The 15,038-nt window shown below is 64.1% G+C and carries 13 protein-coding genes; 3 read left to right on the forward strand and 10 right to left on the reverse strand.

What is annotated here, in order from left to right; genetic code table 11:
* Positions 1-155: 155 nt before the first annotated feature.
* Positions 156-1,082, forward strand: a complete 927-nt coding sequence (locus tag I7X13_RS14725) for an NAD(P)/FAD-dependent oxidoreductase (RefSeq protein ID WP_198076078.1) — start codon at positions 156-158, stop codon at positions 1,080-1,082.
* A 77-nt stretch (positions 1,083-1,159) separates the two neighbouring features.
* Here I7X13_RS14725 and I7X13_RS14730 read toward each other — a convergent pair whose 3' ends face one another.
* Positions 1,160-1,714, reverse strand: a complete 555-nt coding sequence (locus tag I7X13_RS14730) for an RNA polymerase sigma factor (RefSeq protein ID WP_198076079.1) — start codon at positions 1,712-1,714, stop codon at positions 1,160-1,162.
* A gap of 416 nt (positions 1,715-2,130) precedes the next feature.
* Between I7X13_RS14730 and I7X13_RS14735 the strand changes: the two genes are divergently transcribed.
* Complete coding sequence (locus tag I7X13_RS14735) at positions 2,131-2,838, forward strand: alpha/beta fold hydrolase (protein ID WP_198076080.1); 708 nt, start codon at positions 2,131-2,133, stop codon at positions 2,836-2,838.
* 109 nt (positions 2,839-2,947) lie between these two features.
* Here I7X13_RS14735 and I7X13_RS14740 read toward each other — a convergent pair whose 3' ends face one another.
* The 8 genes from I7X13_RS14740 to I7X13_RS14775 form a co-directional block, all read right to left on the reverse strand.
* The gene (locus I7X13_RS14740; protein ID WP_198076081.1) at positions 2,948-5,257 is read right to left on the reverse strand and encodes a patatin-like phospholipase family protein; all 2,310 of its coding nucleotides are present in this window, start codon (positions 5,255-5,257) and stop codon (positions 2,948-2,950) included.
* Positions 5,258-5,488: 231 nt separating this feature from the next.
* Complete coding sequence (locus I7X13_RS14745) at positions 5,489-6,151, reverse strand: response regulator transcription factor (RefSeq protein ID WP_198067332.1); 663 nt, start codon at positions 6,149-6,151, stop codon at positions 5,489-5,491.
* Between the two features lie 7 nt (positions 6,152-6,158).
* Positions 6,159-7,067, reverse strand: a complete 909-nt coding sequence (locus I7X13_RS14750) for an efflux RND transporter periplasmic adaptor subunit (RefSeq protein WP_198076082.1) — start codon at positions 7,065-7,067, stop codon at positions 6,159-6,161.
* A gap of 204 nt (positions 7,068-7,271) precedes the next feature.
* Positions 7,272-8,639, reverse strand: a complete 1,368-nt coding sequence (locus tag I7X13_RS14755; RefSeq protein WP_198076083.1) for a sensor histidine kinase — start codon at positions 8,637-8,639, stop codon at positions 7,272-7,274.
* A gap of 100 nt (positions 8,640-8,739) precedes the next feature.
* Complete coding sequence (locus I7X13_RS14760; protein ID WP_198067335.1) at positions 8,740-9,414, reverse strand: response regulator transcription factor; 675 nt, start codon at positions 9,412-9,414, stop codon at positions 8,740-8,742.
* 49 nt (positions 9,415-9,463) lie between these two features.
* The gene (locus I7X13_RS14765) at positions 9,464-10,879 is read right to left on the reverse strand and encodes a HAMP domain-containing sensor histidine kinase (protein ID WP_198076084.1); all 1,416 of its coding nucleotides are present in this window, start codon (positions 10,877-10,879) and stop codon (positions 9,464-9,466) included.
* Positions 10,880-11,026: 147 nt separating this feature from the next.
* Positions 11,027-11,719, reverse strand: coding sequence for a response regulator transcription factor (locus I7X13_RS14770; RefSeq protein WP_198076085.1), 693 nt, complete (start codon positions 11,717-11,719; stop codon positions 11,027-11,029).
* Between the two features lie 164 nt (positions 11,720-11,883).
* Positions 11,884-12,726, reverse strand: a complete 843-nt coding sequence (locus I7X13_RS14775) for a hypothetical protein (protein WP_198076086.1) — start codon at positions 12,724-12,726, stop codon at positions 11,884-11,886.
* Between the two features lie 259 nt (positions 12,727-12,985).
* Between I7X13_RS14775 and I7X13_RS14780 the strand changes: the two genes are divergently transcribed.
* Positions 12,986-14,470, forward strand: coding sequence for a T9SS type A sorting domain-containing protein (locus I7X13_RS14780; protein ID WP_198076087.1), 1,485 nt, complete (start codon positions 12,986-12,988; stop codon positions 14,468-14,470).
* 10 nt (positions 14,471-14,480) lie between these two features.
* Here the strand turns inward: I7X13_RS14780 and I7X13_RS14785 are convergent, their stop codons facing one another.
* Positions 14,481-14,855, reverse strand: a complete 375-nt coding sequence (locus I7X13_RS14785) for a DMT family protein (protein WP_198067340.1) — start codon at positions 14,853-14,855, stop codon at positions 14,481-14,483.
* Positions 14,856-15,038 lie beyond the last annotated feature (183 nt).

Below are 15,038 nucleotides of genomic sequence, written 5' to 3' on the forward strand. Positions count from 1 at the left end.
GGAATAACCGATGCGGCCCCGGCTCCGGCCGGCGACTACACAAAAAAGGCCTTTCCCGCGCGGGAAAGGCCTTTTTTGCGTTAAAACCGGCGCATTGCCACAACCTGCACACCGGCATTGGGGTTAAACCAGCCGGCTACCACCTGTTGCTTATTATGGAATTGGAATACGATGTGTTGATTATTGGCGCGGGCAGCGCCGGGCTGTCGGCGGCCCTCACGCTGGGGCGCTGCCTGCGGCGGGTACTGGTGGCCGATGGCGGCCCGCCGCGCAACGCGGCCTCGCCCGGCGTGCACGGCTTTCTCACCCGCGACGGCATTCGGCCGGCCGAACTGCTGCGCCTGGGCCAGGAACAATTAGCGCCCTATGAAACCGTAGAAGTGCAGTGCCTCCACATCGATGCGCTCGCGCGGCAGGGCAAGGGCTTTCGGGCCGTTGGCCACGGCACTGCCGACGATACGCCCATCACCGTGACGGCCCGGCGGGTGCTGCTGGCCACGGGCGTGAGCGACATTTTGCCGCCGCTGCCGGGCTTCCGTGAGCTGTGGGGGCGGGGGGTGCTGCACTGCCCGTATTGCCATGGCTGGGAAGTGCGCAACCAACCGCTGGCCGTGTATGGCCAAGGCCGCACCGTGACGGGCCTGGCCCTGCTGGTGAGCCGCTGGAGCCGCGACGTAATGGTGGTGACCGATGGCCCCGGCCACCTCACGCCCAATGCCCGCCGCCGCCTGCGCCGCGAAAAAATCAGCATTCGGGAGGAGCCCATCACCCGTCTCATCGGGGCCAAAAACGGCGACCTGCGCTGCATCGAATTCGCCAACGGCGACCAGCTGGAGCGGGCCGCGCTATTTCTGCACGCACCCCAGCACCAGCGCACACCGCTGGCCGCTAACCTGGGTGCGCGCCTCACCAGCAAGGGCGCAGTGTGGGTCGATTCCAAGCTTCATACCTCAATCCCTGGCTTGTACGCGGCCGGCGACACCAAACCTGGTACCCAGCAAGCCCTGCTGGCCGCTGCCGACGGTAACCACGCCGCCATCGTCATCAACGAAAGCCTGACGCGGGAGGAATGCCCCCGATAATTGTAAATGGTTAATTGTTAATGGGTGACGTGTATTAGCCGCCACCCATTAACAATTAACCATTTACCACTAAAAAACTACTTCACCATCTGGCCCAGCACGACCAGGGCGGCGCGGGCGCGGGTTTTCACCGTGGCCAACGGGATGCCGAGCTGCTCAGCCGCTTCTACCTGAGTGCAGCCGCCGAAATAAAGCAGGTCAATCACCTCGCGCTGTTTGGGCTTGAGCTTGAGGGTGAGCTCGCGCAGGCCAATGTGCTCGGGGTTGAAGGAGGCCGGGGCGTGCGCCCGTTGCGCCCCGCCCACTTCCAGCGGCTTAGTGCCGCTGTTGAAACGGTGCCGGGGGCTGCGCATGGCATCGATGGCCTGGTTGCAGCACACCCGCACCATCCAGGTAAACAGGCGGCCGCGCGTGGCATCGTAGCGGGCTATGCTAAGCCAAACCTTGAGCAAGCCTTCCTGCAGTACATCCTGCGCCAGCGTCTCATCGCGCACCAAGCGGTTGATGACGGTCAGGAGGTTGCGTGAATACTGGTCGTGTAAGGTCCGCAGGGCTTGCTCGTCGCGCGCTAGCAGGCGTTGCACAAGAATCTCTTCGTCCGTTGCCGGGAGCAACGTCGGAGTGTTAGTCATACAGGGAAAAAATGAAGATGCCTGGCTAATAGCTTAATAACCGCAGTGCGGGCCAGCCACCGGAGGAGAGATAAGCGGGAAAGAACAGTAGTGTATACGTAATAAAGAGGAGCTTAGGGGTGATGAGTTGGTAATAAATAAAGAGCTAATAGGTAATTGAGTGAGAACCTACGGTGCATTCCCAAAACCGGATTGACCTAGCGGAGCTTAAAAGTGGGCTGGGGTGCTTTAACCGGAACCAATGGGAATGGATAACATTGTGATTTGTAGCGGTTCGAACTGCCAGCATTCCGCAGTACAAACTACCATCGCAACCCAATGGTCGACGGGCTACATAAGAAGGCCAAAGCGGGTGGCCTAAATTTCCAGCCGTTGCCTAAGCTCCTCCGTACACCTTGCTACATCGCCGCTTACTTATGTCTCCCACCATCATTGCCCTGCACTACTGGGCCGGCTCCGGCCGCGAGTACGACCTGCTGCGTCCGTTGCTACCCCAGGCCAACCTGCTGACGCCGGACCTGCCCGGCTTCGGTGCGCAGCCGGTGCCGCCGGGGTTCGACTACTCGGTGCGGGCCTATGCCGACTGGATAGCGGCCTACACTCAAGAGCAAAAAGTGACGGATTTCACGCTCATCGGGCACAGCATGAGCGGCAAGATGGCTTTGGCGCTGGCCGCCCGCCAGCCGGCGGGCCTGCGCCGGCTGGTGCTGCTCTCGCCCTCGCCGCCGGCCGGTGAGCCCATGTCGGACAAAGACCGGGCCGCCTTGCTGGCCGCCTATGGCAAGCGGGAGGAAGCCGAAAAGACCTTCCATAAAATTACCCGCCAGCCCCTACCTGCCGCCGTGCGCTCCCAGGTAATTGCCGATAACCTGCGCAGCACCGAAGCCGCCTGGGCTACCTGGCTGTTGCAAGGGGCTCGCGAAGACATCAGCGCCCTGATGCCGCAGCTGCGCGTGCCATGCCACCTGCTGGTGGGCGACGGCGACACGTCCATCACGCCCGATTCGCAGCGTCGCCTCACGCTGCCGCTGCTGCCGGCCGGTACCCCGTTTGAAGTGGTGCCAAATACCGGTCACCTGCTGCCGCTGGAAGCCGCCGCCGAGGTGCGGCGGGCGCTGGGTTGAGAACAACGGATATTCCGACCAAAGGGAGGAATCTGAGCAAAACCATTAAATAGGAATGCTCAAATTCCTCCCTTTGGTCAGAATGACGCTTTGGGTTGGATTCAGCTTTCTACTCCAGCGCCCGGCTGCGGAACAGCAGGTAGCCGAGGTGGCCGTAAATACCAAACCGCTCGGCGGGGTCGTCGTAGAAGCGGGCGTGCAGAGCCAGCGGCCCCACCGGCGTCTGGAAGATGAGGCCGGTGCTGGCTGTCACGCGGGGCCGGTCGAAGCCCGACTGGCGCACGGCTTGCTGCAGGTCGCCCTGTTTCAGGGGCTGGCCGTTGAGGTGCACATATAGCTCGGTGCGCCACTCCAGCTTTTTGAGGAAGGGCTGGGTGTAGCGCAGGCCCACGGCCGCGTAGCGCGCCGAGCGGTAAGAGTCCAGAAACAGCGTGCGCGAATCGGGCAGCGGTGCAAACACCGGCGCCATGGTTTGCGACGAGCGGTAGTTGGTGAACGTGGGCTGGCTGCTGGCCATCAGCTCGCCAAAATAGCCCCAGGCGTGGCGGTCGCCTTTTAGCGTGAAATAGCGCTCCACGGTGGCCCGGAACTGCAGCCACTCGCGGTGCTGCGAGCTGCCCGGCTGCTGGGCCGTGGAGCCCGGCGTGTAGTCCGACGAGCCCGTGACGCCGCGCAGCGTGTACACGTAGCGGTGGCCACTGGTGGAGTACTGTTTGCGGTTCAGGGTGTTGCGGGCCAGGCGCAAGGCTGCAGTAGCACCGCGAAACACGGTGGCATCGAGCACGTCGGAAGTGTTGATTTCCTTGGAATTAGTGTACTCGTCTTTGGTTACGAAGGTAGCCAGGTCGAGCAGCAGCCGGCTGCGAAACGTGGGGCTGACGCCAAACTGCCCGCCCAGCTTGGTGTCCTGCTGCCGCACCTGGGTGTTGATAACATCGCGCCCCAGCACGCCGCCCGTGTTCTGGTAATCCCACTGATTGTACGTGATTTCGGGCTCGAAGAAAAAGGGTATCCGCGCCGGAACATTGATGCGAAACGAGCCGTGCGCGCCGTTGTAAAAGCGGCCCAGGCTCACGTCGGCAGAGGCGGTGTAGAGCAGCCGGCGCAGGTAGCGGAATTCGAGCCCGAAAAACAGGTTGTCGATGGGCCGGTTGCTGAGCACGAAGCCGACCTCGGTGCTCACGTTGTTGTTGCGCTGGGCATCGACGCTGAAAATGTAGCCCTTGCGCGCTGCATCGTAGCGAATGCGCGGGTAGATGTTCTTGAAATAGTCGTCGGCGGCCAGTCGGTAGTAGCCTTCCTCGATGTCATCGAGCGAATACTCGCGGCCCGAACGCGGAAAGAAGCGGGCGGCGTAGTCGTTCTGGTCGGGCCGCAGGCCGCGCACCTGCACCTCAATAAAGCGCGGCTTGGGCGCCAGGCCCTGAAACGCCAGCCGCCGTTGCTGCAAGCTCGTCGAATCGACGCGTCGGCTGATGCGGGCCTTGATTTTTTCCATGTTGCGGCGTGCGGCCGTGTCACCTTCGGCAATGAAGTCCTTCACCCGGTCGAAATCGCCCACGCCCATGCCGTCCAAGTCGGGCTGAATGTAGATGCCGTTTTTGCCTACGCTGCCCGTGTCGGCCACACTGGTGCCCAGGAAGGCCACGGTGCTGGCCAGCAACTGGTCGTCGTTTTTGGGGTATTTCTTGAAGGCCACGTCGCCCACGTTCACCCCGATGATAATGTCCGGGGCGAAGGTTTTCTTCATGGTGTTGGTGGGGAAGTTGTCGTACACCGCGCCGTCGTAGTAATACTTGCCGTCGAGGTTGCGGATGGGCCGGAACGCCAGCGGAAACGACATGGAGTTGCGAATGGCATCGGACAACGTCCCGCTTTTCTGCTCCACCACCTGCCGCGTAAATACCTCCGAGGCCATGCAGCGGAAGGGCACGAACAGCTTATCGAAGTCGTAGTTGGCGCTGGCCGAGGCCGGGGCCAGCAGGCGGGCCAGGGCCAGGTTCAGGTTCAAATCGTTCACTAGGTTGGTGCTGATGCGGGCCTTGAACGTGGAATCGATGGCAATGCCCAGGCGCAGGGCCGAAGGCGAGGGTTCGGCAGTGAGGAAGTTGAACGTTTTGCTTTCCAAAGGCTTGCCCGACGTCCAGCGCTGGAATTCGGGGCTGAGTACAATCTGCTCAATCTCCTCGGGCGAGTAGCCGGCTGCGTACATGCCGCCAATCACCGCGCCCATGCTCGTGCCCACGATGTAGTCGATGGGAATGTGGTTTTTCTCCAGCTGCTTGAGCACGCCCACGTGCGCCAGGCCTTTGGCCCCGCCACCGCTGAGCACGAGGCCCACTTTCTGGGCCGAAACAGTGAAAACAGAAAATGCCGCCAGCAGCAAAGCCAGTGGTAAACGAGTGCAGAAGTGACGCATAGAAGGCCGTAAATAACCAGCGCCAGAACTGCGCCGCTGCCGCTGGTACGCCGGGCCGGGCCGCCGGGTTTTTTCGGGGCCGGCGGCCGATGGTTTCACGTCCTTTACCGTCGAGTAAAAGCGTTATAATTAGGCGGTATGGCAAGAGTTTTCATTCCGATGTAGGAGGGGCCTGGGTCAAAACGTGCAAACGACTTACTCCAGATTCCTCCTGCGCCGGAACGACAAATGCTACGCCGCCTGGTAGCCAATGCCGCGCACGGTTTGCAGAAAATCGGGCGGGGCAAAACGGGCCAGGGCCTTGCGCACGTTCATGATGTGCACGTCGATGTAGTTAGAGCCCTCCGTGCCCTTGCCGATGTGTGCGCCCAGCTGCTCGCGGGTGAGGGGCTGGCCCCGGTGCCGCAGCAAGTGGTGCAGCAGGTCGAACTGCGAGCGGCTCAGGTCCACGGCATCCGAACCGTGGCGCAGGCGGCGGGCGGCCAAATCCAGCTCAAACCCGGCCCCGAAGCGGATGCGCGGCCGGGGCCGTCCAAACCGCTGACGGGCAATGCTGCGCAGCCGCCGCTCCAGCTCAAGCAGCGAGGTGGAGCGGGCCACGCAGTCGTCGGCCCCGGCGGCGAAGCCGTGCAGGCGGTCCTGCACCGCATCGGTGGCCATGAGAAGGATAAAGGAAGCCCGCGTGCCGCGCCGCTGGGCTTCGTAAAGCAGCGTCATCCCGTCGCCGTCGGGCAGGTTTTGGGCCAGCAGCACAAATTCGTAGTGGCGGGCGGCCAGCTTGGCCGTGGCGGCGGCCAGGGTAGGGGCGAGGTCGGTGACGTAGCCGGCGCGCTGCAAAAACCGCTGCACGGAATTGCGGCGCGTGTCGTGGGCTTCGATGATGAGAATAGCCATGCCGCGCTTAGTTGGTGGAAGTGGCCAGCACGCGCACCTGGGCATGCATGCCGGGTTTGAGCAGGTGGCCGGGATTGGGCAGCGTGCAGCGCACCTTCATCACCTTGCTGTCGTGGTCAAGCACATGAAATACCTGATTGATGCGCCCTTGCAGGGGTTGGTCGGGGTAGCTCAGCGTGGTAATTTCCACGGCCTGGCCCCGGCGTACCTGCGCCAGGTCCGACTCGAACACGTTGGCCATCACCCACACGCTGTCGAGGTTGGCCACGGTGAAGGCAGCCGGCACGTTGGCGGCGTTGAAGCGCAGGCCCGCCGCCAGGTTTTTCTCGATAACGTAGCCCGCTACGGGCGCTTTCAGCTCGTACTTTCCGCCCTGGGCCATGCCGTAGGTGTCGAGCTGGCGGTGGTTGCGGGTGGCGGTGCCGGTGGCGCGGGCTAGCTCGGCGCGGGCCCGGAATACGTCCTGCTCGGCGGCGAGGCCGTTTTGGAGCAGCTCTTCGGTCACGGCCAGGTTCTTGCGGGCCACGGCCAGCTCGGCGGTGCCGGCGGTGCTTTGGTTTTGCAGCTCCGCAATTTCAGCGCTTTGCAGCACGGCCAGCACCTGGCCCTTTTTCACTTCGTCGCCCAGGTCCACGCCCACGCGCAGCACCTGCCCGCCCACGCGCGGAAACACCCGCGCCGTGCGGTTGGCATCGGCCGCAATTTCCCCGCTCAGCACGAGTCCTTCCGGGGCGGCTTCGGTGGCAGTTTTCAGTTGGGTTACGACGGCCTGCGGCGCGGGCTCATCAAGGACATCCGCATCGGAAGGGGTGCAGGCAGTGAAAAACAGCAACCCCAGTACAGCCGTGAAAGCAAAGGCTTTTTCGGAATAATGGGCGCCCCGACGGGACGCGGGTGACTGGTTTGGTAGCTTCATGGCAGTGCAGCAGTTAGTGAATCTGCTGCAAGGCTACCGGCAGGTCATTAGAATACGATTAGAAAACAGGAACGGGATTTTTAAGCAGAACGTCATGCCGAGTGCAGTCGAAGCATCTCTACCGCGTGACTAATTGATTTTAGTACTGCGGTAGAGATGCTTCGACTGCGCTCGGCATGACGTCTGGTTATTCAAAAAACCGCGCTACGCAGTGGGCAGGCGCACCAGCGCCGTGGTGCCGTGGCCCAGCTGCGAGGTCAGCTCCAACTCTCCGCCGTGCTGCTCAATAATTTTGCGGGCCAATGGCAGGCCCACGCCGTGCCCGGCCACCGGCCGCGCGTTGCCGGCCCGGAAAAACGGCTGGAACACCTGCGGCAAATCCGTTTCTGCAATGCCAATGCCCTCGTCCCGAATGCGCAGGCGCACGCCGCCGGGCTCGTATTCCAGGTCGACGGCCACGGGCCGGGGCTCCGAGTATTTCAGGGCGTTTTCGAGCAGGTTGACAAGGGCGCGGCTGAGCAGGGCGCGGTTGCCGGTAAGCTCCAGCTGCTCGGGCTCGGCGGGGAGACAGCCGGTGTGCAGGTGCAGGCGCGGGCGCTGAGCCGGGTCGATGGCGGCGCAGGCTTCGGCCAGCAGCTCGTCTACCCGGATGCGGGTGTCGTGCTCGGGCAGCGGGGTTTCGGCCTGGGCCAATTCCAGCAGGTGGTTGAGCAGGGCATTGAGCTGAGTGAGGTCGGTGAGCAGGGCGTGCAGCGCGGCGCGGTAGGCGGCGGGCTCCCGCTCGCGGGCCAGCGCCAGCTGCGCCTCGCCGATGCTGGCGGCCAGCGGCGTGCGCAGCTCGTGCGAGGCGTTGCGCACAAAGGCGCGCTGGCCGTCGAAGCTGCTTTCGAGGCGGTCGAGCAGGCGGTTGAAAGTGTGGGCCAGGCGCGACAGTTCGTCGCGCTCGCGGCCCGAGAGGTTTTCGGCCACGCGCCGGTGCAGGTCGTGGGCCGAGATGCTATCCATCTGGTCGTTCAGGGCCGCGATGGGGGCCAGCGCCCGCCCCGCGAACAGCCGCCCGGCCCCGTAAATCAGCAGCAGGCTAAGCACGAAAATCGTGGCCATAATCGTGGCCAGGTATTGTAGCCTGGCCTCGCCGCGGATGTTTTCGGCCCCGGCCACCACCACGTACTGGCCCTGGTTGTCGCGGTAAAAAATGCCCACCGCTTCGCGCGAGCCATCCTCAAAATACTCCTCGTGGCCCTGCCGAATGCGGGCCAGCACGTCGGGCGGCACCTCCAGGCGGGCATCCTCCCGCACAAAGCGCACCTCGTCCCGGGCATCGTAGAGTTGAATAATCTCCTCCGGCAGCGTGCGCTGAAACTGTTTCTGAAACGCCTGGAACGCCGAACTGCGCAGCTCATCCTTTTCCAGGTAGATGTAGGCCGCCACCACCGCCCGCTCGCGCAGGCGCTGCCGGAAATCGCGCCGGCTGTAGTCGGCTTGGAGCAGAAAAGCCGTGGTGAGCACCCCTAACAGAATAAAGGCCACCACGCCCACGAAGAGCCAGGTCAGGCGGTTGCGGATGGTCATTGAGAAGGGTTGAGGGTTAAGTTTTGAATTTATCTGTCATTCTGAGCGCAGCGAAGGATGACAGACGGATGGCAGGCAAATCCAAACGTTCACAAAAAAGCTACTCCTGCCGCAGCACGTAGCCCGCGCCCGTCACGGTATGAATGAGTTTGGTGGGAAAGCCGTGGTCTACTTTTTTGCGCAGGTAGCTCACGTACACATCAATCACGTTGCTGCCCGCGTCGAACGACTCGTCCCAGCCGTGCTCCGCTATTTCGCCGCGGCTCAGCACACGGCCGGGGTGGCGCAGCAGCAGCTCCAGCAGGCTGAACTCGCGGGTGGTGAGGCGCAGCGGCTGCCCGGCCCGCGTCACGGTGCGGCTGGCGGTGTCCATCAGCACGTCGGCGAAAGCGAGTCGGGTGCCGGGTGCCTGCCCGCTGCCGCGCCGCGTGAGGGCGCCCACCCGCGCCACCAGCTCAGCAAAGTCGAAGGGTTTCACCAGGTAGTCGTCGGCCCCGTTGCCGAAGCCCTGCAGCTTGTCGGTGGTGGTGCCCAGGGCCGTGAGCAGCAGCACCGGCACCCGCGCATCCTGCGCCCGAATGGCAGCCAGCACTTCCAGCCCGCTGCGGTGGGGCAGAATCACGTCGAGAATAATGAGGTCGAAGGGCTGGGTGAGGGCCAGCTCCTGGCCGCGCTCGCCGTCGGCGGCTACGGTCACGGTTAGTTGTTCTTCTTCCAGGCCCCGCTTGATGAGGGCCGAAAGCCGGGGGTCGTCTTCAACCAGCAGAATGTTCATGGGCGAAAAAAAGGAAGTGGCAGAAATCCCAAAGGTCGACAGCGAATCATTACGCCGGGAAACCTACCGCCACCACCAGCCGCTGCTGTTGCTCCTGAAATGCCAGCTGCAGGCCCAGGCCGAGGGCCAGCCGCCCGGCTATCCAAAGCCCCAGGCCAGTGCCGGGGGCCAGCGGGTCGGCCTGGTACCAGGCGGTAGTAAGCTGAGCCAGATGCTCACCCAGCGGGGCCGCCAGCTCGTTTTCGATGTTGATAACGGGACCACGGCCTGCTTCAGCAGCTTGCAGGCGCAGCGCCACGCCGGTGCCGGGCCGGGCGTGCTTGCGGGCATTGTCGAGCAGGTTCAGCAGCATCGTGATGAGTTGGTCGGTATCGGTTTCGGCCGTGAGGGCGGCCGTGAGGGCGTCATCAGGCAGGTCAATAGTGAGCGTGCGCCCCGCCGCCCGGAAACGCGGCAGCTCCCGGTCGGCCAGCGCCAGCAGCAGCTCGTCAAGCGCTACGGGCTGCTTACTAACCGGCAAATCGGCCCCGTTGCCCAGCCGGCCCACCAGCAGAAAATCATCCACGAGACGACCCAGGCGGGCCAGCTCGGCGTCGTGGCCGGCCAGGGCGGCGCGGGTGGCAGGCGGCAGGCTGGGGTCGCGCCCGCTCACGTCGAGGCCGGTTTGCAGGGTGGCCAGGGGGGTGCGCAGCTCGTGAGCGGCGGCGGCCAAGAAGTTGGCCTGGGCCGTGGCCTGCCCGCGCAGCCGAGCCAGCAACTGGTTCAGGGTTTCGGCCAGCTCCTGCACTTCGTCGCCAGTATCGGGCACGGGCAGCGGCGCAATGTCCTGGGCCTGCTGAATGCGGCGGGCTTGCGCAGCCATGCGCCGCAGGGGCCGCAGCACCACGCCCGCCACCAGCAGCGCCAGCGCCCCGGCCAGCCCGGCGCTGCCCAGCAGCCCCAGGGCCAGCGTGCGCCGCACCCGGGCCAGGGCCTTTTCGAGGGGCGCAGCGGGGTGGGCCAGCCACAGCGTGAGGCGGCCGGTGGGCTCGGCATTGTCGGCCCCCGGGCCGGGAGGCGCGGCCAAGCGGGCCACAGCCACCACGCGGCCGTGCTTCAGCTCATGGCCCGGCGCCGCGGGCCGAGGCAGCCCGCCGGTATCGCCAGCCAGCCAGCGGGCCGAGCGAAACAGTTCGCGGGGTGGCTGCCCGGGTTCTTCAAACACCAGCCGCATGGTTTCACCGGTTTGGTCAGGCAGGGGCAGGGTGGGCTCGGGGTCGAGGCTGACGCGGCTGAGCAGCTGGCTGGCGCGCAGGCGCAGGCGGTCGTCGTCGGCGCGGGCCAGGAGGCGGCCCAGGCTGCGGTACTGGTAGCTGCCCGCCGCCAGCGTGGCTAGCCCAAACACCAGCCCAAACACCAGCAGCAGCTGCCCGCGCAGGCCCAGGCGGAAGCGGCGGGGTTTTGGTGTGGGGGAGGAGGTAGGCATGGATTGGGCGGGGTAAATTTTGGTTGTCATCCTGAGCACAACGAAGGGCCTTCTCATGTTCGCGCCGTTTGCTTTACTGCAAGCTGTTCAATCGTGAGAAGGTCCTTCGCTGCGCTCAGGATGACAGATGTAAGTGTATGGTAATGACTATCCCGCTGCCCCCGGCTCGCGCAGCCGGTAGCCCTGCCCAATTACCGTTTCCAGCAGCGCTGGCGCGGGCGCAAAGTCCCGGTCGAGCTTACGGCGCAGCTGCGAGATGTGCACCTCAATCACGTTCGAGCCCATGTCGTAGTCCACGTCCCACACCTTTTCGGCCAGGCGGGTTTTGCTCACCAGGCGGCCGGCGTTGCGCAGCAGCAGCTCCAGCACCGCAAACTCGCGGTTGGTCAGACTCAGGGTTTTGCCGGCGCGCGTCACCACCCGGCCCAGTGGGTCGAGTACGAGGTCGGCCAGGCGCAGGGCTTCGGCCCCGGCCGGCCCGGCAGTTTTGCGGCCGATGATGTGCAGACGGGCCAGCAGCTCATCAAACGCAAAGGGCTTACGCAAATAATCAACGGCCCCGGCTTCGAGGCCCTTCACCACGTGCTGCGTATCGGTGAGGGCGCTGAGGATGAGCACGGGCGTCTGGATGCCGAACTCGCGCAGGTTGCGCAGTACGTCGAGGCCGCTCTGGCCGGGCAGCATCAGGTCGAGCAGCACAGCATCGTAGGGCGTGGTGGCGGCTTGCTCCAGGCCCTCGGGGCCGGTGGCGGCCACGTCGGCCACGTGCCCGGCCTGCGTAAGGCCCTGCTGGATGAAGCCCGCCAGCCGGGCTTCGTCTTCGACGATGAGAATGCGCATGAGTAGAAAGGGGAGAATGAAACCGTGGGCGTACTACGCAAAAACATCATGCTGAGCTTGTCGGGGCATCTCTACCGTGGAAGTAATTATTACTCTCGTGGCAGAGATGCTTCGACAAGCTCAGCATGACGGGTTGATATAATCAATCAACAAACCCTCAAACGCTACCGCACCAGGTACTTCACGCCACCGAGCGCCAGCGTCTGGGCATGCACCACGCGGGGGGCAGTGGTGCCGGCCACGCGGGCCTCGCCGGGCTGGGCAGTGCGCAGGTTGCCGGTGGCTTCCAGCGCCGCGCCCACCGTCAGCTTATCGCCGAGCTGCTCGAGGGCGTGGGGCGGCAACTGCACCACGGTCTGGTCGCTGAGCACCACGCCGCGGATGCGGCCTTTGGGGTCTCGCCGCAGCTCCTTGATGCTGCCTTTGGCGGTGGCTGTTTCGGGGGTGGGCGGGGTGGTGGGGCGCACGGGCGGCGCATCGTTGATGGTTTGGCCGCCGCTGGTCAGGCTCACGAAGCGGAAGTGGCTGCGGCCGTCGGGGCCGGTGTGGCGCACGCCGCTCACCGTCACGGCGCTGCCGGCTTTGGCAGCGGCCTGCAGCTGCTGGCCCAGGTGGCGCGGGAAGCGCACGGTGTCCACGGCGCCGGATTCAGGCTTCAGGATGAAGGCGTCGTATACCTGGTCGTCGTTGTTGGCCACGTAGCTGCTCAGGGTGCCGCGCACGTCGGTGATGGTTTGCAGGCCGCCGCGCTCGCCACGGGGGCCGCCGTGGGGGCCTTTGGGGCCGTGCTCGCCGCGCGGGCCACGGGGTGGGCGGGGGCCGTCCGGGCCGTCGGGGCCTTCACCCTCGGCGGGCGGCGGGGGCGGGGTGGCCAGGTTGCCGGCAGTGGCTTTGGCCGATTTCGAGGTTTTGGTTTTGACTTTGGTTACGGTCTGGGCATCGGCCTGAAGGTGACCGGCGAGCAGAGCGGCGGCCAGCAGGGCTACCGAATAAAAGGGCTTGTTCATGGGATTATCGAAAAAACTAGGAGGCATGAAAAGTTGCGTTGTCAGCGTCGGCGAACTCCGGTTGCTCTTCCGACGATACAAAATTTCTACCGCGCCCTGAAGCCGGCCTGAAGGTCACATTAATTTTTCTTCAGGTGAATAATCAGCAGCTCACACCGCCAAAAATCGGTTGGCATTTTTCTTTCAATATATTTATCTCCAGCTACCTGCGTCGCGCACCGTCGCACCCAACCTGTGCCATTCCTTCATTCCACAACCCATGAAACAGTTCTCCTCTTTGCTGGTCATGCTGGCCGCTGGCTTGTGCGCCACCACCGCCCGGGCGCAGGCCTACCGGCCTTTCCGCTTCGGCCTCAGCTACCAGCTCAGCGCCACCACGCCCGGCGATACCACGCACGTGCTACGCCTGGTCAGCCGGCAAGCGCAGGGTTCCGATTCCCTTTTCATGTTCGATAAGCGCACCAGCCGAGGACGGGGGCTGCCGCAACAGGGCAACTGCGGCTACTACGTGCAGCGCAACGACAATCTATTCGGTACATCCCTGACGCAGCGGCCCGGGGCCGAATACGTCCTCACGGCCGCCAACGGCCGCACCTTCACACTGCGCCCCCGCACCGCGCTGAACCAAGCTTGGGCTGCCACCACTGCCGGCCTCACGGCCCGCGTCACGGCCCGCACATTGGGCACGGTGCTGGGGCAACCCGATTCGCTGGCCACCATCACCTTGTCGGACGGGGCTGTTATCACGCTCGGCAAGCGCCTGGGCTGGGTAAGCGGCCCGGCGCTGGGGCACTACCTCAATGCGCGGTTGCCGCAGGCCACCCTCACGCTCACGGCCCTGCCGGAGCTGGGCCTGGGCACCAATCAGCTGGGCGCTTTTGCCGTGTATGATTTCCAGCCCGGCGATGTATTTCTACGCAAAAACGTGAACCAGTACGCGCTGGGTCCCGGGGCAATATGCCAGACCCAAATCTGGACCCGCGACAGCATCATCAGCCGCACCCTCAGCACCAGCGGCGATGCGCTGGACTACCAGCTGCAACGCCGCACGCTCACCCGCAACTGCTCCGGCGCGCCCGTGCTGAGCGCCCCAGTGGTGCAAACCCTGCACATCACACGCACCACCGACCACCTCGACCGGCCCACCGGATTCTGGGAAGGCACGCCTTCAGCGGGCACGGGCGGCCTGGTGCACCTGCCCGCCTGGCGCACCGCCGACTACAACGGCCGCCTCGTGCAGCACCATGCGCATTATATGCAGTGCGGAACGCCCACCGCCGACAGCACTTCGCTGCTCAACGGCAGCAACCTCGATGCCGGGTATTCCGTGCGCACGGCCGCCGGCCTGGGCCAGACGCAGGAGGAATATACCAGCTTCACCATCGAAACCACCACGCTGCTCGGCTACCGCAAGGGTACCGAAATCTGGGGCCAGCTCACCACTTTCGCGCAGCTGCTGCCCGTGCGCGCCAGCCGCCCGGCCAGCACTACTGTCGCTTTTCCCAACCCTTTTGGCGCCGAAATTCAGGTGGCCTTTGCCTTGGCCAGTCCGCAATCCGTGGGCCTGACGCTGCACGATGCGCTGGGCCGCCAGGTGCGGGAAATAGCCGTCGCGCCGCAGCCAGCCGGCGCGCGGCAACTTACCCTACCCACCGCCGGGCTGCCGGTGGGCGTGTATAGCCTTCATCTGCGCTTTGCCGGCGAAGGCCGCACCGAAGTGCTGCGGGTAGTGAAAGCCGAATAGCGCTACCGGTTTACCACTTTTTGAAAATAACATACACGGCCGCTACCAGCAGGATGAAGCCCACGATGTGGTTCCAGCCCAGCTTGTCGGTCTTGAACACGAACACCGCGCACAGCGTGAACACTGTGAGCGTAATCACCTCCTGAATCACCTTGAGCTGGAACAGGCTGAACGGACCGCCGTTTTCCTCAAACCCCAGCCGGTTGGCTGGCACCTGAAACACGTACTCAAACAAAGCCAGTCCCCAGCTCACCATAATGACACCAAACAGCCCCAGTTTGGCAAACCAAGCCATTTTTTTGAACAAATGCAGGTGCCCGTACCAGGCAAACGTCATGAACAGGTTGGAGATGGTGAGGAGCAAAAGGGAATAAACGCCTTTCATGTAGCGGGTTGGTGAGGTGGTGAATTAGTGAGATAAGAGATGTTTGAACGTCGTGCGCAGCTGGTGTCAATTTGTCGAAGCATCTCTACTGCTGAGGCTACCTAATCGTTGCCACGAAGTAGGAGAGATGCTTCGACTGCGCCCGGCATGACGTTCTTTTGTTTCGTCAATCCGCCAGCCCAC

It is taken from the genome of Hymenobacter negativus, from assembly GCF_016056375.1.
Lineage (GTDB): Bacteria > Bacteroidota > Bacteroidia > Cytophagales > Hymenobacteraceae > Hymenobacter > Hymenobacter negativus_A.